The organism is Actinoplanes sp. NPDC049598 (assembly GCF_040675435.1).
Taxonomy (GTDB): Bacteria; Actinomycetota; Actinomycetes; order Mycobacteriales; family Micromonosporaceae; genus Actinoplanes.
In genome coordinates this window covers 224505-248250 of sequence record NZ_JBFAOX010000009.1, presented here as the reverse complement: position 1 = coordinate 248250, position 23746 = coordinate 224505, and the positions used below count along the sequence as shown (strand labels likewise).

At 71.4% G+C, this 23746-nt stretch carries 24 protein-coding genes; 12 read left to right on the top strand and 12 right to left on the bottom strand.

The genetic code is table 11. The features are described 5' to 3' along the window. Positions 1 to 30 precede the first annotated feature (30 nt). The 10 genes from AB0J66_RS22315 to AB0J66_RS22270 all read right to left on the bottom strand — a co-directional run bounded on the left by AB0J66_RS22315 (position 31) and on the right by AB0J66_RS22270 (position 8250). Positions 31 to 741 carry an ABC transporter permease gene (locus AB0J66_RS22315; RefSeq protein ID WP_364663571.1) on the bottom strand — a complete coding sequence of 237 codons (711 nt, stop codon included), beginning with the start codon at positions 739 to 741 and terminating at the stop codon, positions 31 to 33. Continuing rightward, positions 741 to 1652 carry an ABC transporter ATP-binding protein gene (locus AB0J66_RS22310; protein WP_364663569.1) on the bottom strand — a complete coding sequence of 304 codons (912 nt, stop codon included), beginning with the start codon at positions 1650 to 1652 and terminating at the stop codon, positions 741 to 743. The genes AB0J66_RS22315 and AB0J66_RS22310 overlap by 1 nt, the downstream gene beginning before the upstream one ends. Continuing rightward, positions 1649 to 2515 (bottom strand): ABC transporter permease, encoded by an 867-nt coding sequence (locus AB0J66_RS22305; RefSeq protein ID WP_364663566.1) that lies wholly within the window; start codon positions 2513 to 2515, stop codon positions 1649 to 1651. The genes AB0J66_RS22310 and AB0J66_RS22305 overlap by 4 nt, the downstream gene beginning before the upstream one ends. Then, positions 2508 to 3422, bottom strand: coding sequence for an ABC transporter ATP-binding protein (locus AB0J66_RS22300; protein ID WP_364663564.1), 915 nt, complete (start codon positions 3420 to 3422; stop codon positions 2508 to 2510). The genes AB0J66_RS22305 and AB0J66_RS22300 overlap by 8 nt, the downstream gene beginning before the upstream one ends. An 80-nt stretch (positions 3423 to 3502) precedes the next feature. Next, positions 3503 to 3715 carry a hypothetical protein gene (locus AB0J66_RS22295; RefSeq protein ID WP_364663561.1) on the bottom strand — a complete coding sequence of 71 codons (213 nt, stop codon included), beginning with the start codon at positions 3713 to 3715 and terminating at the stop codon, positions 3503 to 3505. A 35-nt stretch (positions 3716 to 3750) separates the two neighbouring features. After that, positions 3751 to 4350, bottom strand: a complete 600-nt coding sequence (locus AB0J66_RS22290; RefSeq protein WP_364663559.1) for a winged helix-turn-helix domain-containing protein — start codon at positions 4348 to 4350, stop codon at positions 3751 to 3753. Between the two features lie 35 nt (positions 4351 to 4385). Then, complete coding sequence (locus tag AB0J66_RS22285) at positions 4386 to 5648, bottom strand: RNA polymerase sigma factor (protein ID WP_364663943.1); 1263 nt, start codon at positions 5646 to 5648, stop codon at positions 4386 to 4388. A gap of 5 nt (positions 5649 to 5653) precedes the next feature. Then, on the bottom strand, positions 5654 to 5977 hold the full coding sequence (locus AB0J66_RS22280) for a YciI family protein (protein ID WP_364663556.1): 324 nt from the start codon (positions 5975 to 5977) through the stop codon (positions 5654 to 5656). A 76-nt stretch (positions 5978 to 6053) separates the two neighbouring features. Next, the gene (locus tag AB0J66_RS22275) at positions 6054 to 6911 is read right to left on the bottom strand and encodes a hypothetical protein (protein ID WP_364663553.1); all 858 of its coding nucleotides are present in this window, start codon (positions 6909 to 6911) and stop codon (positions 6054 to 6056) included. A 10-nt stretch (positions 6912 to 6921) separates the two neighbouring features. Next, entirely contained in the window at positions 6922 to 8250 is a 1329-nt protein-coding gene (locus AB0J66_RS22270) for a glycosyl hydrolase (RefSeq protein ID WP_364663551.1), read from the bottom strand. Between the two features lie 146 nt (positions 8251 to 8396). On the opposite strand from AB0J66_RS22270, the gene cysC reads away from it, so the two are divergent. The 8 genes from cysC to AB0J66_RS22230 all read left to right on the top strand — a co-directional run bounded on the left by cysC (position 8397) and on the right by AB0J66_RS22230 (position 18519). Continuing rightward, positions 8397 to 9902 carry an adenylyl-sulfate kinase gene (gene cysC, locus AB0J66_RS22265; protein WP_364663940.1) on the top strand — a complete coding sequence of 502 codons (1506 nt, stop codon included), beginning with the start codon at positions 8397 to 8399 and terminating at the stop codon, positions 9900 to 9902. 102 nt (positions 9903 to 10004) lie between these two features. Beyond that, positions 10005 to 11750, top strand: coding sequence for a GNVR domain-containing protein (locus tag AB0J66_RS22260; protein WP_364663549.1), 1746 nt, complete (start codon positions 10005 to 10007; stop codon positions 11748 to 11750). Next, positions 11747 to 13123 (top strand): hypothetical protein, encoded by a 1377-nt coding sequence (locus AB0J66_RS22255; protein ID WP_364663546.1) that lies wholly within the window; start codon positions 11747 to 11749, stop codon positions 13121 to 13123. Before AB0J66_RS22260 ends, AB0J66_RS22255 begins: the two co-directional genes overlap by 4 nt. After that, positions 13120 to 14349 carry a hypothetical protein gene (locus AB0J66_RS22250; RefSeq protein ID WP_364663544.1) on the top strand — a complete coding sequence of 410 codons (1230 nt, stop codon included), beginning with the start codon at positions 13120 to 13122 and terminating at the stop codon, positions 14347 to 14349. The genes AB0J66_RS22255 and AB0J66_RS22250 overlap by 4 nt, the downstream gene beginning before the upstream one ends. Position 14350: 1 nt before the next feature. Beyond that, positions 14351 to 15232 carry a sulfotransferase gene (locus AB0J66_RS22245; protein WP_364663541.1) on the top strand — a complete coding sequence of 294 codons (882 nt, stop codon included), beginning with the start codon at positions 14351 to 14353 and terminating at the stop codon, positions 15230 to 15232. After that, entirely contained in the window at positions 15193 to 16773 is a 1581-nt protein-coding gene (locus AB0J66_RS22240; RefSeq protein ID WP_364663538.1) for an MATE family efflux transporter, read from the top strand. Before AB0J66_RS22245 ends, AB0J66_RS22240 begins: the two co-directional genes overlap by 40 nt. Continuing rightward, complete coding sequence (locus AB0J66_RS22235) at positions 16770 to 17504, top strand: methyltransferase domain-containing protein (RefSeq protein ID WP_364663536.1); 735 nt, start codon at positions 16770 to 16772, stop codon at positions 17502 to 17504. The genes AB0J66_RS22240 and AB0J66_RS22235 overlap by 4 nt, the downstream gene beginning before the upstream one ends. Before the next feature lie 97 nt (positions 17505 to 17601). After that, on the top strand, positions 17602 to 18519 hold the full coding sequence (locus AB0J66_RS22230) for a glycosyl hydrolase (RefSeq protein ID WP_364663533.1): 918 nt from the start codon (positions 17602 to 17604) through the stop codon (positions 18517 to 18519). Here AB0J66_RS22230 and AB0J66_RS22225 read toward each other — a convergent pair. Together AB0J66_RS22225 and AB0J66_RS22220 are read right to left on the bottom strand one after the other, a co-directional pair. Then, positions 18509 to 18874 (bottom strand): glyoxalase, encoded by a 366-nt coding sequence (locus AB0J66_RS22225; protein ID WP_364663530.1) that lies wholly within the window; start codon positions 18872 to 18874, stop codon positions 18509 to 18511. The two genes, AB0J66_RS22230 and AB0J66_RS22225, sit on opposite strands and share 11 nt — an antisense overlap. Before the next feature lie 29 nt (positions 18875 to 18903). Continuing rightward, positions 18904 to 19761 (bottom strand): WecB/TagA/CpsF family glycosyltransferase, encoded by an 858-nt coding sequence (locus AB0J66_RS22220; protein WP_364663528.1) that lies wholly within the window; start codon positions 19759 to 19761, stop codon positions 18904 to 18906. Between the two features lie 62 nt (positions 19762 to 19823). Here AB0J66_RS22220 and AB0J66_RS22215 point away from each other — a divergent pair, with 62 nt between their 5' ends. The 4 genes from AB0J66_RS22215 (at position 19824) to galT (ending at position 23647) form a co-directional block, all read left to right on the top strand. Next, a complete protein-coding gene (locus AB0J66_RS22215) occupies positions 19824 to 20756 on the top strand; it encodes a sulfotransferase (RefSeq protein WP_364663525.1) in 933 nt (310 codons plus the stop codon). Continuing rightward, complete coding sequence (locus AB0J66_RS22210; protein WP_364663523.1) at positions 20753 to 21667, top strand: glycosyltransferase family A protein; 915 nt, start codon at positions 20753 to 20755, stop codon at positions 21665 to 21667. Before AB0J66_RS22215 ends, AB0J66_RS22210 begins: the two co-directional genes overlap by 4 nt. 115 nt (positions 21668 to 21782) lie before the next feature. After that, on the top strand, positions 21783 to 22559 hold the full coding sequence (locus AB0J66_RS22205) for a DeoR/GlpR family DNA-binding transcription regulator (RefSeq protein ID WP_364663520.1): 777 nt from the start codon (positions 21783 to 21785) through the stop codon (positions 22557 to 22559). Continuing rightward, entirely contained in the window at positions 22556 to 23647 is a 1092-nt protein-coding gene (gene galT, locus AB0J66_RS22200) for a galactose-1-phosphate uridylyltransferase (RefSeq protein ID WP_364663517.1), read from the top strand. The genes AB0J66_RS22205 and galT overlap by 4 nt, the downstream gene beginning before the upstream one ends. Positions 23648 to 23746: the final 99 nt, after the last annotated feature.

The window sequence follows — 23746 nt, the reverse complement described above, 5'->3', positions numbered from 1 at the left end:
AGTTCCTCAACCCGGCCTACCGCTCGCGGGTCAGCTCGTCTCGCCGGCCATGCTGAACGAACCCAGCCGGTTGATCGCGTAGACCGTGCCGCCGACCAGGAAGATCACGCTCATGATGACCGAGACTGGCAGCGACACCTTCCCGTCGAGCAGCCCGGTCGGCGCGATCTTGTCGGCGATCCCGATGACGTACTGCTCGATCGACAGCACCCGGGTCCCGCTGATGAAGCGGCCCAGCAGCCCCTCCCACACCAGGATGTAGGCCAGCCCGACCAGCACCGGGCGCCGGGTCAACAGGCTGAGAAGCAGGAACAGGGCGCTGTACGCGAGCGCGCCGGCGACCGCCCCGACGGCCAGCGCCACCCCGAACTTCACCGACTCGGCCAGCGCGCCCACCACGAACAGCGGAACCGCCGCCGTCAGCGCGGTCACCCCGGCCGCCACCAGCAGCTTGGCCAGGATGATGTCCCGGCGCGGCAGCGGCTTGGTCAGGATGTGGATGATCGTGCCGTCGTCGACCTCGGACCCGAGCACACCGGTGCCGACGATCAGGGCCGTCACCGGCAGCACGACGGCCAGGCCGAGACCGACCACGACCGGTTGACCCCAGTCGGACGGGCTCACGTCGTACGCCTTGCAGATGAGCGCCAGACCGACGAGCAGCAGCGGAAGCGGCAGCAGGAGCAGCGCCCGGCGCCGGCCGAACAGGCCGCGGGCGGTGATGTAGGCGACCGTGGACATCATGCCTCCAGCAGGTAGGAGAAGACGCTCTCCAGCGACTCGTCGGACGGCAGCAGCTTGCGCAGCCGGATGCCCTCACCGAGGGCGATGCGCGGCAGCGCGCGGGTGAAGCTGCCGTAGTCGGAGGCGCGCACGGTCAGCCCGCCCGCCTCGATCTCCACCCCGCTGACCGACTTCTCACCGATCAGGGCGACCGCCAGCTTGCGGTCGTCCGAGCTCTGCACGGCGAACACATGCGGACGGTTGGTCATCAGCCGGCGGATCCGCCGGTAGTCGCCCGAGGCGGCCAGCCGGCCGGCCACGATCACCTGGACCAGGCCGGAGAGCTGCTCGACCTCCTCCAGGATGTGCGAGCTGAACAGGATCGTGTGGCCCTCGTCGCCGAGTTTGTGCAGCAACTCCATCATGTGCATGCGCTGCCGCGGGTCCATGCCGTTGAACGGCTCGTCCAGCAGCAGCACCCGCGGCTCGTGCACGAGAGCGGCCGCGACCCGGGTGCGCTGGCGCATGCCCTTGGAGAACGTGTCGATCCGCCGATCCTGGGCGCCGGTCATCTCGACCAGCTCCAGCGCCCGCTTGGCCGCGGCGACCGGGTCGTTCAGCTTCTGCATCCGGGCGCAGGCCTCGACGAACTCGCGGGCGGTCAGGAAGCCGTGCACGGCCTCCCGCTCGGCGACCAGACCCAGCTCGCGGTAGATCGCCGGGTTGCGCCAGGTCGGCTTGGCGTCGATCGTGACGGCGCCCTTGGACGGGGCCAGGAAGCCGGCCATCATGTGCAGCACCGTGGTCTTGCCGGCCCCGTTCGGGCCGAGCAGGCCGGTGACCCCCGGCTCCAGGGTCATGCTGACGTCGTTGACCGCGACCACGTTGCCGTACCAGCGGGAGACGTTCTGAAGCTCGACGACGCTCACAGCGCAGCCACCTTCCGGTAGCGAGCCAGCAACAACAGGAGAGCAGCGGCGACCAGGCAGAACGCCTCGATGCCGTAGATCGGGCCGAACCGGCCGACGTCCAGGCCGAGGTCCACGCCGTCCCGCAGCCAGATCTGCACGCCGGTGATCAGCGACATCGGGCTGGCCAGCCCGGCCAGGTCGTGCGCGGTCTCCGACGGCAGGATGGTGAGCACCCCGACCACCGGGGTGGTCATCAGGAAGAAGGCGACGATGCCACCGGCGGCGAACGCCCGCTTGCCGGTCAGCGACGCGATGAGCAGGCTGATCGAGGCGAACAGGACCGCCCACAGCAGGCTGTAGGCCCAGCCCGGCAGCAGCGCCCCGTAGAACTCCTCCCACACCTTGCTGATCCCGCCCTCGATGGTGAACGCGGCGGTCAGGAACATGATGAACTGCGGCACGCCGAGCAGCAGGAACACCGCGGTGATGAGCGCCGCGACCTTGGCCCCCACATAATCGGCGGCCCGCAGCGGCCGGCTGAAGTACAGCGGCAGCACCCCCGCTCGCATGTCCCGCGACATCAGCTCCGGCGCGACGATCGCCACGAAGAAGATGATCAGCCAGGTCAGCGTGTCGTCGAACTCGAAGTAGTCGAACAGGATCACGTCGAACTGCGCCCGCGCGGCCGCGTTGATCACGGCCACCAGCAGCACGATGCCGACCACCAGCCACGGGAAGATCTTGGCTTTGATCGAGCGGCCCAGCCCGAACGAGGCTCGCAACCCGTGCTGGTAGAGCGCGCCGAACACCGCGGCCCGGCCCAGACGGGGGCCTTCGTACCGCTGGTATCCGATGTCATGGATGACGCCGGCGTCAGACATCGGCCTTCTCCTTGGTCGTGAAGAGCTCGGCCACCCGGTGGCGTCGCTGGTCGAGGCGGTGCAGCGGCAGATCGAGCTCGGCCACGGCGCGCAGGATCTCGTCGTACGAGCTCTCCGACTCGAGCGGCACCAGCAACTGCCGGCCCTCCCGGGTGACGGTGAACCGGAGCTGGGTCAACGACTCGAACAGCTCGTCGATACCCTCGGAGACCTCCACCGCGAGCACGTCGGAGGCCGCCGTCATGGCCGAGATCCGGTCGGCCCGCAGCAGCTTGCCGCCCTCGATCGCGATGAGCGAGTCGCAGATCCGCTCCACCTCGCCGAGCAGGTGGGAACAGACGACGACCGAGATGCCGAACTCGGTGCCGATGCGGTGCACCAGCGCCAGCATGGCGTCCCGGCCGGCCGGGTCGAGACCGTTGGTCGGCTCGTCGAGCAGAAGAAGGTCGGGGTCGTGCACGAGCGCCTGGGCCAGCTTGACCCGCTGCTTCATGCCGGTGGAGTAGCCGCCGATCTGCCGGTACCGCTCCTCGTAGAGCCCGACGTGGCGCAAGGCCTCCGAGGCCCGCTCCCGCGCCGCCGTCTTCGGCAGCCCGCTGAGCCGCCCGAGATGCGTGACGAACTCCGCCGCCGACACGTCCGGCGGCAGGCAGTCGTTCTCCGGCATGTAGCCGACCCGCGCCCGCACCTTGTCCGTCTCCACAACCGGATCGATGTCGAAGACCTTCACGCTCCCACTGGACGGAGCGATCAACCCCAGCATGATCTTGATAAACGTGCTCTTCCCGGCGCCGTTGGCGCCCACCAGCCCGATGACGCCCGCCTCCACGTCGACGGTGAGATCGCTGAGCGCGGTCACCCCGCCCCCGTACGTCTTCGTCAATGACTGTGTCGCGATGATGGTCACGCGCTCAGCCTAGGAAGCCCTCGCACCCATGCGGATCCGGTAGAACCCTGAGAGCCCCTACAGGGTCTCTCAGCTTGCTCTCAGCTTCGCCCGGTCAGCGCCTTGCGCGCGGCGCCGTAAAGGGCGTCGTAGGCGATCTCGGGGTCAGCCTCGGCGAGGCGGTGCGCGGTCCGCAGGTGAAGACGGGCTTTGTCGAGCGGGTACGCCGCCTCGTCCGGATTGGCCGGCACTTGTTCGAGGTACCCACGATCGAGGAGTTGCTGAATGACCTCAGCGCCCTTCGGCCAGCTCACTGATTGTCTCCTGACCTTGATAGCCGTTCTTGGATTTACGCCCGGGACGGGGGCGTAGGCGGAACGACAAGAGCGACCAACGGGCGCTGCTTCACCTCGACGAGGAACGGCGTGTCGCCGTCATGCCATCGAGAAGTCTTGATGAGTTGGGGGTTCACCTCGCGATCCAGGCGGTGCTGTGCGCGCTCGGCAGCCTCGAAGGCGTCGTCACGATCTATATCGCCTATGACGAGGACGTCGATATCGCCGGGCTCCGGGCCCACTTCACCGCTGTAGCGGGCGGCCCAAGAGCCATAGATCAGCAGACCCTCCAAGCCGTCCAGCGCGCTGAACTCCTGCATGATCACTTCGCGCGGGCCGAACGCGATGAGCACCAAGTCGCGCAAGGGGCGATAGGCGGGGCCGGCCGTGTTGGGGCCGAGTAGCCGAGTGCGCCCGACGCGACTGTCCTTGAGCAGGCCGGCCTCCAGGAGGCGCTCCACTTCTCGATGAACGGTGCCGTAGGGAGCGTTGAGCTTCGCCGCCAGGTCGCTGATCGAGCGTTGCCCGGGAGAGAGCATGACGGCGGCCAGAATCTCCGCTTGGACCTGGCTGCGAAAGATGGCCATAAGCGGGGGCGCAGGGGGTTTGCTCATGTCCGCTTCTTTGTTACTAAGCAAGCCCCCCGAGGTTACCGGAGCTGGTCGCGGCGGCGGGTCAGGTAGGCGCGTTCGGCGGTGTTGCCGGACAGGGCGATGGCCTGGTCGTAAGCGGTGCGGGACTCGGGGCTGCGGCCCAGGCGACGGAGCAGGTCGGCTCGGGTGGCGTGGAAGGCGTGGTAGGTGGACAGGGTCGGCTCGAGGCGGTCGACGAGGGTGAGGGCGGGGGCGGGGCCGTCCAGTTCGGCCAGGGCGATGGCTCGGTTGAGGGCGATGACCGGGGAGCGGTCCAGGTGGGTGAGCTGGTCGTAGAGGGCTACCACCTGGGACCAGTCGGTGTCGCGGATGTCGGGGGCCGAGGTGTGTACGGCGTTGATGGCGGCGAGGATCGCGTAGCGGCCGGGGGCGGGGCCGAGGGCCAGCAGGGAACGGACCAGACGGTGGCCCTCGGCGATGAGGGTCCGGTTCCAGGCGCTGCGGTCCTGTTCGGACAGGGGGATCAGCTCGCCGGACGGGGAGAGGCGGGCGGGGCGGCGGGCGTCGGTGAGCAGCATCAGGGCCAGCAGGCCGGTGGTCTCGCCGTCGGTGGGCAGCAGGGAGCGGATCAGGCGGGTCAGGCGGATGGCCTCGGTGGTCAGGTCGCCGCGTACGGGGTCGGTGCCGGGGCCGGTGGCCAGGTAGCCCTCGTTGAAGATCAGGTAGAGGACGGCCAGGACGCCGCGGAGGCGGGTGGGGAGGTCGTCGGCGGCGGGGATGCGGTACGGGATGCGGGCCGCCTTGATTTTGGCCTTGGCGCGGGTGATGCGCTGGGACATGGCGGTTTCCTGGACCAGGAAGGCGCGGGCGATCTCGGCCACGGTCAGGCCGCCGACCAGGCGCAGGGTCAGGGCGACGCGGGTCTCCAGGGCCAGGGCGGGATGGCAGCAGGTGAAGATCAGGCGGAGGCGTTCGTCGTCGATCGGGCCGGTGGGGCCGGGCGCGTGGGCGGAGAGCATCAGGGCCTCCTGGTGTTTGTCGTCGCGCTTGGCCTCGCGGCGGATCCGGTCGATGGCCTTGCGGGTGGCGGTGGTGGTCAGCCAGGCGCCGGGGTTGGGCGGGACGCCGTCGGCGGGCCAGCGTTCGACGGCCGTCGCGAAGGCCTCGGCCGCGGCCTCCTCGGCGATGTCCAGATCCCCGAAGCGACGGGCCAAGGCCGCCACCACCCGGGCCCACTCGGTGCGGTGGGCCTGAGTGACGGCGGCGTGGCCGGCTGGGGTGGGGGCAGCCGAGTGAGGTGGGGTGGGGGCGTCGCTGATGGGAGTCACAGGAAGGGCCGGACCTCGACCCGGCGGTTGCAGGCCCTCGAACCGGCGGCGGCCAGTTTGAGGGCGACGTCGAGGTCGGGGGCTTCCATGACCCAGAAGCCGGCCAGGAACTCCTTCGACTCGACGAACGGGCCGTCGGTGATCAGCGGCTCGTCGCCCCGGTTGTCGATCACTGTGGCGGTGGCGGGGTGGGCCAGGCCGGCAGCGAAGACCCAGTGACCGTCGGCGATCAGGCCCTCGTTGAACTTGTGGATGGCGGCCATCTCGTCGTCGGTGGCGGAGTTGGACTTGTCGTCGATCACGGAAACGAAGTACTGCATGGTCAGCTCCTAGGAGAGGGTGCGTCCACCTCTACTACGAACGCCGCTGCCGTGAGCCGACAAGTGAAGGAAATCTTCAGGCGACCGCGCGGGCACGGATGATCAGGCCGACGCCGAACAGCGCGGGCAGCAGCATCACCTGCGGGAGCAGCGCGATCAGGCCGTGGCCGGTCAGCCGCCAGGCGGTCCAGAGGCCGACCAGGGCCGCTGCCACCACGATGGCGACCCCGATCGAGGTGTCGCGGGCGGCCGGGCGGGGCCGGGCCGCGGGCAGGGCGGACTCCGGTTCCACGGCGATTCCGGCCAGCAGCCGGCGGTACGCCCCGGCCGAGCCGATCTCCCCGCGCGCGGACGGGTCAGCCAGGTAGTAGCGGAGGGCGGCGGCCACGAAAGCGGCGGACGTGCCGTCGAAGATCAGCACGTCGGGCTGGGCCGGGCGGCCGATGACGGTGACCTCGGCCGGGTGGTCGACCCTCACCGTCACCTCACCGTCGAGGTCGGCCCGGGGCTGGGTCCCGGCCAGCGCGCTCCAGGGGATGAAGAGCGATCCGGCGAGCTTGTCGGCGCGTACGCCCGCAGGGGTGAGAGCCACGCCGGCGCCGTGCCACAACCCGTACGCGTAGAACGGCAGCGGCGCGAGGGTGGCGAGCAGAAGGACCACCCACGCGGCCCGATCGGTCTCGGAGAGACCGAGCGAGAGGCAGGCGGCGACCAGCGCGAGGTGCGCCAGACCGGCCAGGATGATCGCCGGCCCCCGCGGCGTCGCAAAGCCGGGCATGGCAGCGGTGCGGGGGCGCTCGGCGGTGAACCAGGAGAGCAGCGCGAGGACGACGGCGGCGCCGATGAGGGCGGCGCCGCGGCCGGCCAGGGCGGCGGCAATGAGAACCGCCGCGCCACCCAGCAGGGTGGCACGGCGGTGCCGGACGATGAGCACGCGTCAGAGGCTAGCGGCGCGGGGTGACGGCAACTTGAAAGATGGGCAAACGGCCGAGCTGCCGGTAGGCGTTCAGGGCGGCCGGCGTGCTGTCCACCGACGAGTCCTGGCCCTTCTGGTTGCTCGGGGTCTCGAACTGCACCATCGCCTTGATCCGCGGGAACTTGCGGATGTCGTGGCCCATGCGGCGGTAGAAGTCGGCCTTGTAGCGGGTGTTCCGCTTGGACGACCAGACGCCCCATTCGGCCAGCATGAGCGGCTTGTTCGGGTGCCGGCTGACCGCCCAGCTGTAGAAGCCGGGCCAGGCCCGCTTGCCCTCGAGCCGGCGGTTGAGGATCTCGGCGAAGTCGCCGTGGCCGTAGCCGGGGTCGCTGTAGGCGTACGTGTCGAAGCCGATCCAGTCGACGTAGTCGTCGCCCGGGTACATCTGGTTGAACCAGCTCTTGGTGGCGTGCGGGACGTACGCCATGTGGACGAGCACGGTGACGATGTTGTCGGCGCCCTTGGCCCGCAGCCGCTTGACCACGTGGCGGTACATCGCGGCGTAGTCGCGCGCGGTGTAGCCGGAGCCGGCCTTCTCGCGGACGTCGTTCTCGCCCTCGTGGTGCACGGCGAAGAAGAATTGTTCGGGGAAGTTCTTCTTGATGTGCACGGCGAGCCGGTCGAGGAACGCGTCGGTGCGCCGGTCGCCCTTGGCGATCTTGGCCCAGGACGCGGACTCGGGCTTCCAGTTGAGGAACAGGATGCGCTTGCGCCCCGGCTGGTGCGCGATCTCGATCTCCTGCTCGGTCGGGAAGAGCTGCCGGGTGCCGCCGTGGTACGCGTGGTAGATGGCCTGGTGGCGGCCGGTCTTGCGCTCGAAGCGGGAGAGCGCGGAGGCGCCGCGGCTCTCGGTGTGGGCCCCGGGGGCCACACCCCAGAGGACGCCACAGGTCGGTACGAGGTTGTGGCCGGTGTAGCAGCCTCCCCCGCGGCTCGGCTGCGGTTGCTGCTGCGGCCGGGCGATCGTCGCGGCGAAGCCGGGCGCGGCGATGTTGGCGATCCGCGGGGCCGGCGCGGGGGCCAGGACCGAGGCCGCGGCGCTGGTCGCCGAGGTGGCCGCGGCCGACGGCGTGGCTGAGGACGGCACGGCCGCCGAGGACCCGGTCGCCAGTGGTTCGGCCGGGGCCGGCGGCACGAACGCCGGAGGGTCGGTGACCGGCACGGACACAGTCGGGTCGCTGAGCGAAAGTCCGATCTGGTCGACCCCGCCGGTCCACGCCCAGGCGAGCGTGGTGGCGACCGAAAGAGCGAATGCCGTTGGTATCGCGGCGTACTTAACCAGCCTACGTCGACTCACGATCAGCCAGTATTGAGGCTTAAGTCCGTTTTGTCTAATACCCGACGGGAAATAGTGGAGTGGACACCCGTCTCGACCGCGATCACGCGGGCTGCCAAACTGTCCCCTTAGTCGGCCCGCAGGGGGATACGGAAGTGAATGGTTCGATGCTGCCCGAGGACGTGCTGCGCGACGCCCCGTCGTACACGCCGCACCCGCACGAGCTGGCGGACCTCGAACTTCTACTGTCCGGCGCCTATGCGCCGCTGACCGGCTTCCTGGGCCGGGCCGATCTGACCGCGCTGCGCCGCCGGGGCCGGCTGGCCGACGGCACGCCGTGGCCGGTGCCGGTCACTTTGGACGTGCCGGAGGAGATCGCGAGCCGGCTCGACCTCGAGGACCCGCTGCGCCGCACGGTCATCCTGACCGACCCCGAGGGCGCCCCGGTGGCCGCGCTCGAGGTCAGCGACGTGTGGCGCTCGCGCGAGCGGGAGTGGGGCGTCGGCGGCCGGGTGACCCGCATGGGCGACGGCGGCCACGGCCCGTTCCAGCGCCTGCGGCGTACGCCCGAGGAAGTCCGCGCCCTGCTGCCACCGGGCCGGGTGCTCGGCGTGATCGCCGACCGGCCGCTGCACCGGCCGCAGCTGGCCCAGATCGCCCACGCCGCCCGCACGCTCGGCGCCCACCTGCTGATCCTGATCCCGGTGATCGGGCCCGGCCCGGACGGGCTGCCACCCGAGGCGCTGGTCCGCACGGTCTTCGCGGCCCGCGACCGGATGCCCCCGGCCACCATCGTGGCCGTGCCGTTGCTGCCGCGCGGCGACGAGATGCGCGACGCCATGCTGCGGGCCCGGGTCGCCGGGTCGTACGGGGTGACCCACGTGCTCTCCACCGGCGACATGCTCTCCGGCGGCAATCTGCGCGTGCTCGTGCCGCGCGAGCTGGCCTACGACAACCGGGACGGTCAGTGGCGCTGGCGCGACGACATCCCACCGCGCAACCGCCGCCTGGCCATGACCCCGGCCGAGATCGACGACCTGCTCGACCGCGGCTTCCCGCTGCCCGAGTGGCACACTCCCCCGGCGGTGGCCAAGGAGTTGGTCAAGGCCCGGCCGCCGCGCCGGCACCGGGGCCTGGTGGTCTTCTTCACCGGCTTCTCCGGCTCGGGCAAGTCGACGATCGCGCGCGGCCTGGCCGACTCGCTGCGCGAGGGCGGCGACCGCACGATCACCCTGCTCGACGGGGACGTGGTGCGCCGCGAGCTCTCGGCCGGGCTGGGCTTCAGCAAGGCCGACCGGGACCGCAACGTGCGCCGCATCGGCTGGGTCGCGGCCGAGGTGGGCCGTCATCGCGGGATGGCCGTGGCGTGCCCGATCGCGCCGTACGAGAACGCCCGGGCGGCCGTGCGGGCGATGGCCGTGGAGGCCGGCGCCGGCTTCGTGCTGGTGCACGTCAACACGCCGCTGGAGGTCTGCGAGCAGCGTGACCGCAAGGGCCTCTACGCGCGGGCCCGGGCCGGTCAGCTGCGCGGCATGACCGGCATCGACGACCCGTACGAGGAGCCGGCCGACGCCGAGCTGACCATCGACACGACGACCATGTCGGTGGCCGAGGCGATCGAGATCGTGATCGCCTATCTCGTGGAGAGCGGCTGGGTGGAGCCCAAAATCTAAAGCACCCATCACGTCGGCGGGAGTGAGCCGTTTACCCCTCTGGGGGCGAAACGCCCGATTGAATCACCTCTCTCACTCCACCCCCGAAAGGGCCGCCAACCGATGGAAGCGTCACGCCCTGCGGATGTCTCGCACTACCTCGGTGTCTTCCGCCGGCACTGGTGGATCGCGCTGATCGCGACGGGCGCCGGTCTCGGCGCCGGTGCGGGCCTGACCTCGGCGATGCCCAAGGTCTACCAGTCGTCCACGGCCGTGCTCGTGCAGGCTGTCGACCAGGACACCAACGCGCAGGGCGGCCGCACCAAGGGCTCGGTCAACCTCGACACCGAGGCCCAGCTGGTCGGCTCGGGCGCGGTCGCGACCAAGGCGGCGGCGCTGCTGCGCAGTGACCGTTCGCCGATCGAGCTGGCCAAGGACGTCTCGGTCGAGGTGCCGGCCAACACCACCGTTCTGATGGTCACGTTCCAGGCGGACACGCCGGAGGGCGCCCAGTCGGGCTCGCACGCGTTCGCCGAGGCGTACCTGCGCAACCGCGAGGAGACCGCCCAGAGCGGCCTGGACCAGCAGATCAAGACGCTCAGCGCGAAGATCAAGCAGCTCACGACGACGCTGACCGGGATCAACGCCCGGCTGGCCCGGGCCACCCGCGGCAGCTCGGACGAGAGCAACCTGCAGAGCCTGCGGCAGAACTCGCAGAACCAGCTCAACGGCATGACCGGCAAGCTCAACGAGCTCACCACGACCACGGTCGGCGCGGGCAGCATCATCAGCGACGCCCGCCTGCCGGAGACGCCGGTCAGCCCCAAGCCGATGATCAACATCGCCACCGGCGGCATGCTCGGCCTGCTGCTCGGCTGCGCCCTCGCGTTCGTCCGGGAGCGGTACGACGGCCGGTTGCGCTCGGCCGCCGACGTGCGCGACCGCGGCCGGATGAACGTGCTGGCCGCGCTCGACGAGCGCACCACCCCGCACTTCGACGACGTCCTGCAGCCGTACGGGGCGGGCGGCCGGGTCTTCAACCGGCTGCGCAACGAGGTGCTGGCCACCCTGCCCGCCGACGCCCGGATCATCGTGGTGACCGGGGCCAGCCGCGGCTCGGCGAGCACGCTGGTGGCCGCCAACCTGGCCGCCGCGCTCGCCCGCACCGGCAGCGACGTGGTGCTGATCGGGGCCCACCTGCCGGACAGCGTCGTGGACGCCGCCCCGCTGGCCCGGATGCTCGGCGTCTCGGCCGTGCCGGGCCTGTCCGACCTGCTGGCGGGCCGGGTCGGCCTGAACCGGGCGCTGCAGCGCACCCCGCGCATCCCGTCGCTGCGGGTGATCACCACCGGGGGCGCCGCCACCGCGGCCGGGCTGATGCAGTCGCAGCGGCTCAAGGACACGCTGGGCACGCTGCGGGCCCAGGGCGGGTACATCGTGATCGAGGCGCCGTCGACGGCCAGCAGCGCCGACGCGCAGAGCCTGGCCAGCCTGGCCGACGCCGCGATCCTCGCCGTCGAGCTGCGCCGGGCCCGCCGCCCCGCCCTGGTCGACGCGGCCGAGCAGCTGCAGCGCGTGGGCACTCCGCTGCTGGGGGCCGTCGTGCTCCCGCATCTGACGAACCTGCGTACGGCCGAGGCCGCCGCCCCCGTGGTGACCCTGACCCCGCCGCCGGCCAAGTCGGAGGGCCCCCGGCCCGACGAGACGGCCGTGCTGACCGCGCCCCAGCGCTTCCCGACCAACACCGTGTCGTCGGCCGAGAAGGCCGCCCTGCGCCAGCGCGACGCCAATCACGCGGACGAGATCACCGCCGTGATCGACATGTCGGGGCAGGTCAAGGACATCGCCAAGGACGGCGACAAGAAGTGACCCAGACGGCCCCCACCCCGGCGCGTGTAGCGGGCGGGGCGGCTCACGGCGCGCCGAAGCGGAGGGACCTGCCGGCCTGGCCGGTGGCGAGCATCCTGGCCTTCTACCCGATCTGGTGGGCGCTCGGCCTCGGCGTGCTGATCTTCGCCCTGATGGCCGGGCCGATGCTCTTCCTGCTGATCCGGCGCCGGACCGCGGGCCGGCCGCTGCGGCTGCCGCCCGGCTTCGCCTGGTGGGCGATCTTCCTGGCGGCCGTGGTGGTCAGCATCGGCGCGCTCGGGGCGGACCCGGCCGGGACGGTGGCCGAGCACGCGACGGGCCGGCTGCCCGCGGTCGGCTACAAGGCCGTCATGTACGTCGCGCTGACCGTGCTCCTGGTCTACGCGGGCAACCTGACCGAGAAGGAACTCCCGCAGCGCCGCCTGGCGAAGCTTCTCGGCTGGCTGTTCGTGGTGACCGTGCTCGGCGGGCTGCTCGGCATGGTGGCCGGCAATTTCGAGTTCACCTCACCGGTCGAGTGGCTGCTGCCGGGTCATGTCCGCAACAAGGGCTTCGTGCAGTCGCTGGTACACCCGTACGCGGCCCAGATCATGGACATCGTGGGCGAGGGCCAGCCGCGCCCGGCCGCGCCGTGGGGTTACACCAACACCTGGGGCAACAACTTCTGCCTGCTGGCCGGCTGGCTGATCGTGACGGCTTGGCGGTACGGAACCGGCCGCGCCCGCTTCTGGGCGGTCGTCTGCCTCGCGGTCTCGGTCGTGCCGGCGGTCGTGTCGCTCAACCGGGGCCTGTGGATCGGCATCGGCGTGCTGGTCGTCTACGTCGCCGTCCGCTACGTGCTGGCCGGAAAGCTCTGGATCATCGGCGCGGTCGCCCTGGCCGGCGCGATGCTCGCGGTCACGCTCGTCGCCACCCCCCTCGGCGACGTGGTCGGGGCCCGGATGGACAACGGCAAGTCCAACGGCGTGCGCTCGTTCCTCATCGACCGCGCCCTGGACGGGTTCACCGGCTCGCCGGTGATCGGCTACGGCGGCACCCGCAACACCCTGGGCGGCCGCAACTCGATCACCGTGGGCGAGAGCGCCGGCTGCGAGCGCTGCGGCAACTTCACCGTCGGCGGCAACGGTCAGCTGTGGCAGTTGCTCTACGCGCACGGGGCGGTCGGCACCGTGGGATATCTCGGCTTCTTCGCGTACGGCCTGTGGCGGTTCCGCCGCGACCGCAGCGCGATCGGGGTGGCTGGCAGCGCCGCGATCGTCACGTCGCTCTCCGCCATGCTCTGGTACAACTCGCTGGTCACCCCCCTGGCCTTCACCGTTCTGGCGTTCGCGCTGCTCTGGCGCAATTCATCCGAGGGGGAGACAACGACATGAGTCCGGTCAAGACGGCGCCGGCCGAGCTGACCGCGGGCGACGCGGAGCTGCGCACGCGGTACCTGACCGAGGTGCTCGACCTTCTCTACCCGCAGCCGTGCCGCACCGACGGCTCGCCGGGCACCCCGATCGCCGAGTACCTCGTGGTTCCCGACGCGCGCCGCCCGCGCCTGCTCGTGCCCGCCATGTCCCGCCGGGTGGCGGCGGCCGCGGTCCGGCGTTACGCCGAGCCGCAGTCGCGCGCGGCCCGCCTCAAACGCGAGGCCGTGGTGGCCGCGGTCCGCACGGGCGCCTCAAGCGTGCTGCTGCGCGACCGGATCCGGGTCACCGGCCCGTATTCGCAGTGCATCGACGGCTACCTGAGCGAGGCGCTGGGCCGGGAGCTGGCGGTCAGCGTCCACATCGGGCCGGCCCGGGCCAACCGCAAGCCGGTGCTGCAACTGCTCAGCCCGGACGGCGACACGTTCGGCTTCGGCAAGCTCGGCACCGGCCCGCTCACCCAGCAGCTGGTGCGGGCCGAGTCGGCCGCGCTGACCGCGCTCGGCGGCAGCGGCCTGACCAAGCTGACCGTGCCCCGGGTGCTGCACGCGGGCGAGTGGCGCGGGCTGCAGGTGCTGGTGCAGTCGGCGCTGCCGGTGTGGCTGCCGCGGGCGCCGCTGACCCAGCGCCGGCTGGTGGCCGCGATGCTCGACATCGCCGGCTGCTGCGGGTACACGACCGGGACGCTGACGAGCAGCCCGTACTGGCGGCAGCTGCGCGAGCGGCTGGCCGCGGTGAGCGACCGGCCCGAGGGCGTCAACCTCGCCTCGGCGGCCGAGCTGCTGGTCCGCCGGGGCGGCGAGCTGACCTACCGCTACGGCGCCTGGCACGGCGACTGGGCACCCTGGAACATGGCCAATCTGGCCGACACGCTGCTGGTCTGGGACTGGGAACGGTTCGCGACCGGGGTGCCGCTGGGCTTCGACGCGATCCACCACGAGCTGCAGAAGCGCGTCCAGTCGACCGACGACGCCCGCGAGGCCGTCGAGGCCACCGTCCAGCGGGCCGGTGAGCTGCTCGCGCCGTTCGGGGTCGTACCCGAGGGTCGCGAGGTCACCGCGCTGCTCTACCTGGTCGACCTGGCCACCCGATACCTGACCGACCGCCAGGCCGAGGCCGGCGCCCGCCTGGGCGTGCTCGGCACCTGGCTGCTCCCGGTGCTCATCCGCCGGGTCGAGGAGCTCTGACATGGACGTACGCAACATGCCGGCGCCGATGAAGCGCGTGGTGCACCTGGGCTCCCGCTCCTACGGCCGGCTGACCGCGCCGGGCCGGATGACCCCGTCCTTCCTCATCTGCGGCGGGCAGCGCTGCGGCACGACATCGCTTTACCGGGCGCTGGCCGGGCACCCGGTCGTGCTCAAGGCGGTGCTGCACAAGGGCGTGCACTACTTCGACACTTCCTACGACCGCGGGATGGGCTGGTACAAGGCGCATTTCCCGCTGACGCGGACCGGCGACAAGATCTCCGAGCGGTACGGGGTGGACGCGCAGACGTTCGAGTCGAGCCCCTACTACATGTACCACCCGCAGGCGGCGGCCCGGATCGCCCGCGACCTGCCCGGCACGAAGCTGATCGTGCTGGTCCGCGACCCGGTCGAGCGGGCTTACTCGCAGCACCACCACGAGGTGGCCCGCGGCTTCGAGTCGGAGCGCGACTTCGGCGCGGCGCTCGCGCTCGAGCCGGCCCGCCTGCACAAGCAGGAGGAGAAGCTGGCCGAGGACGCGGAGTACTACAGCTTCAGCCACCAGCACCACGCCTACCGGGGCCGCGGCGAGTACGCCCGCTACCTGAGCGTGATGGCCCAGCACGTGGGGCGCGAACGGATCCACGTGGTGGAGAGCGAGCGCTTCTTCGCCGAGCCGGAGCCGGTCTACGACGAGGTCTGCGACTTCCTCGGCCTGCCCAGCTATCTGGAGCGGCCGGCCTTCGAGCGGCACAACGCCCGCCCGCGCCAGGCCGACATGGATCCGGCCCTCCGGCGCGAGCTGACCGACTACTACCTGCCTCATGACGAGGCCCTGGCCCGGTGGCTGGGGCGGATGCCGATCTGGCGCCGCACGACATGACCGCGATCCTCGACCGCTCTCGTTCGACGAAAGCGGCGGCGCGGGGCGGGCTGGCCAACATGGTGGGGTCGGCGCTGGCCGGTGGCACCGGCGTGGCGGTCACCTGGGTGGTGGCCCGGTCGCTCGGGGCCGAGCAGGCGGGGGCGTTCTTCGCCGCCACGGCCGCGTTCGTGCTGGCCGGCGGGCTGGCCAAGCTCGGCACCCAGACCGGGCTGGTCTACTGGCCGGCCCGGCTGCGGGCCACCGGGCGCGACCATCTGCTCGGCGCCTGCCTGCGGGCCGGGCTGCTGCCCGTCGCGGTGGTCTCGGTGCTGCTGGCGGCGGCGATGTGGCTGACCGCGCCGGCCATCGCCCGGGTCACCGCGCACGACGCCGGGCCGGTCATCGACGCCCACACGGCCGGGCTGCGGGTGCTGGCCGCGTTCCTGCCGTTGCAGGCGCTGACCGACGCGCTGCTCACGGCGACCCGCGGCTACCGGGCGATGCGGCCGACCGTGCTGCTCGATCGGGTGCTGCGCAGCGCGCTGCAGCTGGTGCTCGTCGGTGTGGCCGGGGTGGCGACACTGTGGAGCGCCGGGTCGCTGCCGGAGTTCGCGCTGGCCTGGGCCGCGCCCTATCTGCCGGTGGCGGTGCTCGCCGCGTACAGCCTCCGGAAGGTCTATCGCGCGGGCAAGCCGCCCGGGGTGACCACCCACCGGGCCGAGCGGAGCGGCGTCCGCCGCGACTTCTGGCGGTTCACCGGGCCGCGGGCGCTGGCCAGCGTGGCCCAGCTGGCCCTGCAACGGGTGGACGTGCTGCTGGTGGCGGCGCTGGCCGGTCTGGCCCCGGCCGCCGTCTACGCGGTGGCCGGGCGCTTCGTCATCCTGATCCAGTTCGCCAACCAGGGCATCTCGCAGTCGGTGCAGCCGCGGCTGGCCGAGGCGCTGGCCACCGGCGACCGGCGCGGCGCCAACCACCTCTACCAGACCGCGACCGGCTGGCTGGTGTTCGTCACCTGGCCCGTCATCCTGCTGGTGATCCTGTTCGCGCCGTTGTGGCTGCGGCTGTTCGGTGACCATTACGCCGCCGAGGGCCGGGCCGTGGTCGTGGTGCTGGCCGGCGCGATGCTGGTCGCCACGGGCTGCGGCATGGTCGACATGGTCCTCGCGATGGCCGGGCGCACCTCGTGGAACCTGGCCAACGTGCTCGTCGCGCTGGGCGTCACGATCGGGCTCGACGTGCTGCTCATCCCCCGGCACGGCGCCCTCGGCGCGGCGATCGGGCTGGCCTGCGCGATGGTCGCCAACAATCTGCTGCCGCTGATCCAGGTCGGCCGGGCGGCCGGGCTGCACCCGTTCGGCCGCGGGACCCGGTCGGCGGCCCTGCTCGCGGTCGGCTGTTTCGGCGTACTCCCCTGGGCCGTGACGGCGACGGCCGGGACCGGCGCCCTCGGACTGACCCTGGCGGCGCTGGCCGCCGTTCCCGCCTACGCCGGCGGCGCCTGGCTGCTGCGCGCCCATCTTGCTCTCGACGCCTTCAAACCTTCGAGGAGGACGAGTTGACCACCGACTACACCAAGGTGTTCCAGGACACCGACGCGGTCGAGAAGTACGAGAACATCACCTACGCGCCGGACAGCTACGCCTCGCAGATCAACGAGCGGCAGCAGGACTACCTGCGCACGCTGGTGCGGCGCGAGTTCGGGCCGGTGGCCCCGGTGCAGCACGACTTCGCCTGCGGCACCGGGCGGGCCATCCGGATCCTGCACGGGCTGGTGCGCGAGGCGCACGGCTACGACACGTCGGCCGAGATGATGGCGAAGGCGGCCGAGGTCGGCTCCCGCGCCGTCTGGCACCAGGTGGCGGCGGACGGGCCGGTGCCGCACCCGGAGCCGGCCGGCTTCCCGGCCATCGTGACGATGTTCCGGCTGCTGCTCAATGTGGACGACGCGATCCGGGACCGGGCGCTGGCCTTCGCGGCCAAGGCGCTGCCGACCCGGGACTCGGGCGTGCTGGTGGTGGAGAACCACGGGAACGCGGACTCGGTACGGCATCTGCGGGCGCGCCGGCACCAGGGGCAGCGGTGGTTCGCCGAGCTGTCACACGAGCAGGTGGCCTCGCTGTTCGAGCGGCACGGCTTCGAGATCGTCGAGCGGCGCGGCTTCTCGATGATCACGCCGTCGCTGCACGGGAACCCGGTGGCCCGGGTGGCCGACGCCGCTGCCCGGCGGTTGCCGGGTAGTGACACCTACGCCGTGAACGTCCTCTACACCGCGCGCCGAATCCATGCGTAAGCTCGTGCCACCCCCGCCCCGCCTCCTGCCGGCAATCTTGGTTTTTGTCCTTTTTGCCATTTCCAGCTGCTCCTTCGGGGCGGACAAAAAGCAGGAAATGCCCCCAGCACCTCCCGATTTGTCGGCGCGACCGGCCGCGGTGGCGATCCAGCAGGGGCCGTTCAAGGCCGGTCCGGTGAAGCCGCCGCAGCGGGGCGCGCTGGTCGGGGCGTGGATCAAGCCGGACGCGCTCACCCACGTCGGCCGGCTCGCCGCGGTCGACAGCCTGCAGGCCGACCTGGGCCGGCCGCTGAGCATCGTCAACACGTACCGCCGCTTCGAGCAGATGGTCGGCACCCCGTCCGACAAGGAGTTCCTGGCCCGGGGGGCGACGCTGATGGTCAGCTGGGCCACCGGCGACAACCGGTCCATCCTGGACGGTGAGCACGACGACCTGATCCGCAAACAGGCCAAGGCCGTCCGCAGGATCAAGGCGCCGGTGCTGCTGCGGATGCGCTGGGAGATGGACCGGCCCAACCTGCGGGCGACCATGTGGTCCGGCGCCGACTACATCGCCGCCTGGAAGTACGTCCGGGAGATCTTCGAACAGGAACGGGCCACGAACGTCTCCTGGGTGTGGTGCCCGACCGCCGAGGGCTTCATACGCGGCGACGCCCCGGACTTCTACCCGGGCGACGACCAGGTCGACTGGACCTGCGTGGACGTCTACGCCGGGGAGAAGTTCCAGCCGATCGGCGAGCTCATGGGCCCGTTTCTGCAATGGGCGTCGCAGCGGCCCAAGCCCATCGTGATCGGCGAGTTCGGCGTGGCCAAGGCGTGGGGCTCGGCCGGGCGGGCCGAGTGGCTCCAGGACGCGGGCCGCACCTTCAAGGCCAACCCGCAGATCAAGGCGATCGCCTACTTCGAGTCCGACCCCGAGGGCAACGGGCCGACCAAGCAGTTCCAGCTGACCGGGGACAAGGCCGCCTTCAAGGCGTTCCACCGGCTGGTCAAGGACCCGTACTTCAATCCTTGATCGCCTCCAGGAACTCCAGCCGGTTGCCGTGATCGTCCTGCGAGTAGAACCGCCGGTGGCCCGGGAAGTGGGGATCCCACTCGACCGGGCGACCGGCGGTTCTCAATTTCCGGTCCAGAGCATCAAGATCAGTGACCAGTACGCCCGGATGCGCTCTCGTCGCGGCGGTGAACCCGGGGACGGGGCTGACATGGATCTCCCAGCCCCCGCTCCGGAACCAGCACCCGCCGCGCGCTTGGAGAACAGCCGGCTTGGCCAGTTCGGTCATGCCGAGCACGCCGGCATAGAACTCGCGGGCGACGTCCTCGCCGCCGGGTGGGCAGAGGACCTGGACGTGGTGCAGGCGCTCGAACATGACCCTTATTAAACCGTACGTACGTCTTGCTAGCGACCCCGTGCGCCCTTGGCCAGCAGACGGAGGGCGTAGGGCGCGTCGTGGCGCAGATAGCGGCTCGCGAGACGGCGGGGCTCGGTGCCGAGGCGGTGCGCCCACTCGAGACCGGTGCGCTGCATCCAGCGCGGGGCCCGGTCGATGTCGCCGGCCACGAAGTTCACCGCGGCGCCGCAGCCGATGAACCAGGCCTGCGGCAGCAGCGCCCGCAGCCGCGTGATCATGCGCTCCTGCTTGGGATAGCCGAGCCCGACGAAGACCAGATCCGGCTCGGCGCCGGCGATCTTGGCGCAGAAGTCCTCGTACAGCAGGGGGTCCCGATCGAAGCCGAAGGGCGGGCAGAGGGTGCCGGCCACCCGAAGCCCCGGGCACTCCGCCTCGAGCCGGTCGGCCGCCCGGGTCGCGCCGTCCTTGCCAGCCCCCTCCCTGTCCTCGGCCGGGGCACCGCCGCTCGTGTCGATCCGCGCGGCCGGGGCGCCACCGCTCCTGTCGATCCGCGCGGCCGGGGCGCCACCGACCACGAAGATCGAGCGGCCGTCGCGGGCCAGGCCGCGGGACAGGGACCAGATCAGGCTGCTGCCGGCCACCCGCTCGGGCAGCGGCCGGCCGCCGAGGCGGCTCGCCCAGACCAGCGGCATGCCGTCGGCCACGATCAGATCGGCGTCGTCGAGGTGGCGGCGGCACTCGGCGTCGCCCTGGGCCCGGCGCAGGATGTCGACGTTCGGCGTGATGATCCGGCCGCCGCGGCCGCGGGCCAGGGAGTCGCGCACCACGGCCACGACCTCGGCCTCGGTGATGGGGTCGATGCCCGTCCCGTCCAGATGGACGCGGTCGAAAGCCTCGATTGACACGCAACGCCTCCTTCGCGCTTGTTCGCTCGTTATAGGAGCGAAACGAGCGAAGGTGGGCAAGAGTGGCACGCGTGATATTTCTGGGTGGATTAGGGCGAAGTGGGACAACGCTCGTCGAGCGTCTGCTCGGCCAGCTGCCCGGGGTGTGCACGCTCGGCGAGGTCGTCCACCTCTGGCAGCGCGACCTGCGGGACGACGAGCGCTGCGGCTGCGGCGCCCGCTTCTCGGGGTGCGCGTTCTGGCGCCAGGTCGGGCAGCAGGCCTTCGGCGGGTGGCACAACGTCGACGTCGACCGGGTGCACAAGCTGCGCGACGCCGTCGAGCGCACCCGGCACATCCCCCGGCTGGCCACCGCGGTCGAGGCCCCGGACGAGGTGTACGAGTACGCGGACTTCTACGCCCGGGTCTACGCGGCCGCGGCCGAGGTGTCCGGGGCCGAGGTCGTGGTGGACTCGTCCAAGCACTCGGCACTGGCCCACGTCCTGCGCTGGGCCGCCGACATCGACCTGCGGGTGGTGCACGTGGTGCGGGACGCGCGCGGCGTCGCGTACAGCTGGACCAAGCGCGTCGCCCGGCCCGAGACCGACGGGGCCGAGGAGATGACGCGCTACTCCCCCGGCCGGTCGGCGATGCTGTGGAACGCGCACAACGCCGCCTTCGGCCTGCTGGGCAAGCGCGGCGTGGCCGTGCACCGGCTGCGCTACGAGGAGTTCCTGGCCGGCCCGCGCTCCGAGCTGCTCAAGATCGGCGACTTCGCCGGGCTGCGGCTGATGCCGTCCGACCTCGACTTCCTCGGCGACGGCTACGCCGACCTGGGCGTCGGGCACAGCGCGGCCGGCAACCCGATGCGCTTCACCGTCGGGCGGCTGCCGCTGCGCCGCGACGACGCGTGGGTCGGCTCGCTGCCCCGCAACCATCGGCGCCTGGTCGGCGCGGTCTGCGGTCCGATGCTGCGGGCCTACGGATATCCCGTCTTCATGGAGGAAACGCGATGAACTGGCCGTCCGTCGGCGTCGTCATCCCGACCCGGAACCGGCCCGAGCTGGTTCGCAAGGCGATCGCCTCGGTGCGCGACCAGCGCTACCCGGGCGAGATCAAGGTGCTGGTGGTCTACGACCAGACCGAGCCCGACTACCTGCTCGCGGCCACCGAGGGCGTCCAGGTGCTGGTGCTGACCAACTGGCGTACCTCCGGGCTGGCCGGCGCCCGCAACACCGGCATCCTGGCCCTGGACACCGAGTACGTGGCCTTCTGCGACGACGACGACCAGTGGCAGCCGGACAAGCTGCGCCGTCAGGTCGCGGCGCTGCTGGCCGACCCGGACGCCGAGTTCGCGACATGTGCGATCGAGGTCGAGTACGAGGGAAAGACCACCGCCCGCCTGGCCGGCCGGAGCCGGGTCACGGTCGACGAGCTGGCCCGCTCGCGGATGGCCATGCTGCACTCGTCGTCGTTCCTGATCCGCCGCACGGCGCTCGCCGAGGACGCCATCGGGCTGGTCGCCGAGGACGCGCCGGGCAGCCAGAACGAGGACTGGGACATGCTGCTGCGGGCGGCCCGGCGGGCGCCGATCGTGCACCTGGACGAGCCGCTGGTCCGGGTGCTGTGGGGGCGGAGCTCGCACTACGCGTACGAGTACGCGACGAAGATCAGCTCGCTGCGCTGGATGATGCAACGGCACCCGGAGATCAGCGGCTGCCGGCCCGGCGCGGCCCGGGTCTACGGCCAGCTGGCGTGCTGGTCGGCCGCGACCGGCAACCGCAGCCAGGCCTGGCAGTTCAGCAAGGAGGCGGTGCGGGCCAACTGGCGGGAACCGCGCACCGCGATCGCCTTGGCGGCGATGACCGGAGCGGTCAAGGTTGAGAACGTTCTCAGCGCTCTGCATAAGCGCGGCCGAGGTATCTAGTCTCCCCGTCCAACCACCCCACCGCCGCCCTCGGACGAACTGAAGGCGGCCTCTTTCGGCCACGCCCGCTCACAAGGTAGTGTTCGGGCGTGTTCGAATTAGTTCGGATCCTCTGATGCTGGCCCAGCAACGCCAGGCCGCGATCCTCGACCGGGTCCGCGCCGCCGGCGGCGTACGGGTCAGCGAGCTCGCCGCCGAGTACGGCGTCTCCGACATGACGATCCGTCGTGACCTGGAGTCGCTGGCCGATCGCGGCCTGCTGGCGAAGGTACACGGCGGCGCGACCACGGTCAGCCCGGGCTCCGCGCACGAGCCCGGTTTCGCCGCCAAGAGCGTCCGCCAGCGCGCCGAGAAGTCGGCCATGGCCATGCGCGCCGCCTCGATGGTCTCCCCCGGCGACGCCATCGCCCTCTCGGCCGGCACCACCACCGCCGAGCTGGCCCAGCGCCTCGTCGACGTGCCCTCGCTGACCGTCGTCACCAATTCGATCCCGGTCGCCGACGTCTTCTACCGGGCCGGCCGCCCCGACCAGACGGTCGTCCTGACCGGCGGCACCCGCACCCCGTCGGACGCCCTCGTCGGCCCGGTCGCGGTCGCCGCCATCGGCACCCTCCACCTCGACATGCTCTTCCTGGGCGTGCACGGGATGAGCGAGCGGGCCGGTTACACGACGCCGAACCTGATGGAGGCCGACGTCAACCGGGCCCTGGTCGAGGCGGCCGAGCGGCTCGTCGTGCTGGCCGACCACACCAAGTGGGGCACGGTCGGCATCAGCTCGATCGTCCCCCTGGAGCGGGCCGACGTGCTGATCACCGACGACGGGCTGGACGAGCAGGCCCGGGCATTGCTGAGCGAGACAGTTGAAGAACTTGTGGTGGTGAGTGGTCAGTGACCTTGAAGACCCGCACGGCGATCCGTCTCTCCGACGGCCGTGAGCTGATCTACTTCAACGAGCAGGACGGGTCGCACCGGGCCGAGCACGAGGACACCCGCACCCTTCCCCCGCCGCCGCCCACCTCGCAGCTGCGCTACGACCCGCTGATCGACGAGTGGGTCGCGGTCGCCGCCCACCGCCAGACCCGCACCTTCCTGCCGCCGAGCGACGCGTGCCCGCTGTGCCCGACCAACCCGAGCTTCGCCAGCGAGATCCCGGCCCCCGACTACGACGTCGTCACCTTCGAGAACCAGTTCCCGTCGTTCAGCGACCGGGTCACGCCGGACGAGGTCTCCGAGATCAACCCCATGGTGCCGGTACGCCCGGGGGTCGGCCGCTGTGAGGTCGTGTGCTTCACCAGCGACCACAACAGCTACTTCGGCTCGCTCAGCCCGGCCCGGGTCCGCACGGTGGTCGACGTGCTGGCCGACCGCACGGCCGAGATCTCGGCGATGCCGGGCGTGGCCCAGGTCTTCCCGTTCGAGAACCGCGGCGTCGAGATCGGCGTGACGCTGCACCACCCGCACGGGCAGATCTACGCGTACCCGACGGTGCCGCCGCGCACGAAGCTGATGCTGGCGGCCGCCGCCCGGCATCTCTCCCGCACGGGAAACGATCTCTACAGCGACGTGCTCGCCGCCGAGCGGGCGCAGGGCACCCGGGTGGTCGGGGCCAACGAGCACTGGACCGCTTTCGTGCCGGCCGCGGCCCGCTGGCCGTTCGAGGTGCAGATCGCTCCGCACCGCAAGGTCGCCGACATCCCGGCCCTGTCCGACGCCGAGCGGGACGCGTTCGGCCCGCTCTACCTGGACATGCTGAAGCGCTTCGACGGTTTGTTCGCCAAGCCGATGCCGTACATCTCGGCCTGGCACCAGGCCGTCGTGGGTGAGGGCCGCGAGCTGGGTTATCTGCACCTGCAGCTGTTCAGCATCCGGCGCGCCGCCGACAAGCTGAAGTTCCTGGCCGGCTCCGAGTCGGCCATGGGCTACTTCGTCAACGACATCGTCCCCGAGAAAGCCGCCCGGCTGCTCCGCGACGCCGCCTGACTCTTCTTGAGCGCAACCCAAGTCGCGGTGCGCCCGTCGGTGTCGAGGACGCCGACCTCTTGGGGCGCAACGCCCGCCGAGCGGAGCGAGGCCATGAAG

Coding starts and splice junctions, on each gene's coding strand:
- AB0J66_RS22315 (WP_364663571.1), bottom strand. CDS start 741: ATGTCCACGGTCGCCTACATCACCGCCCGCGGCCTGTTCGGCCGGCGC.
- AB0J66_RS22305 (WP_364663566.1), bottom strand. CDS start 2,515: ATGTCTGACGCCGGCGTCATCCATGACATCGGATACCAGCGGTACGAA.
- AB0J66_RS22290 (WP_364663559.1), bottom strand. CDS start 4,350: ATGAGCAAACCCCCTGCGCCCCCGCTTATGGCCATCTTTCGCAGCCAG.
- AB0J66_RS22280 (WP_364663556.1), bottom strand. CDS start 5,977: ATGCAGTACTTCGTTTCCGTGATCGACGACAAGTCCAACTCCGCCACC.
- cysC (WP_364663940.1), top strand. CDS start 8,397: ATGCTGCCCGAGGACGTGCTGCGCGACGCCCCGTCGTACACGCCGCAC.
- AB0J66_RS22260 (WP_364663549.1), top strand. CDS start 10,005: ATGGAAGCGTCACGCCCTGCGGATGTCTCGCACTACCTCGGTGTCTTC.
- AB0J66_RS22250 (WP_364663544.1), top strand. CDS start 13,120: ATGAGTCCGGTCAAGACGGCGCCGGCCGAGCTGACCGCGGGCGACGCG.
- AB0J66_RS22245 (WP_364663541.1), top strand. CDS start 14,351: ATGGACGTACGCAACATGCCGGCGCCGATGAAGCGCGTGGTGCACCTG.
- AB0J66_RS22230 (WP_364663533.1), top strand. CDS start 17,602: ATGCCCCCAGCACCTCCCGATTTGTCGGCGCGACCGGCCGCGGTGGCG.
- AB0J66_RS22225 (WP_364663530.1), bottom strand. CDS start 18,874: ATGTTCGAGCGCCTGCACCACGTCCAGGTCCTCTGCCCACCCGGCGGC.
- AB0J66_RS22210 (WP_364663523.1), top strand. CDS start 20,753: ATGAACTGGCCGTCCGTCGGCGTCGTCATCCCGACCCGGAACCGGCCC.
- AB0J66_RS22205 (WP_364663520.1), top strand. CDS start 21,783: ATGCTGGCCCAGCAACGCCAGGCCGCGATCCTCGACCGGGTCCGCGCC.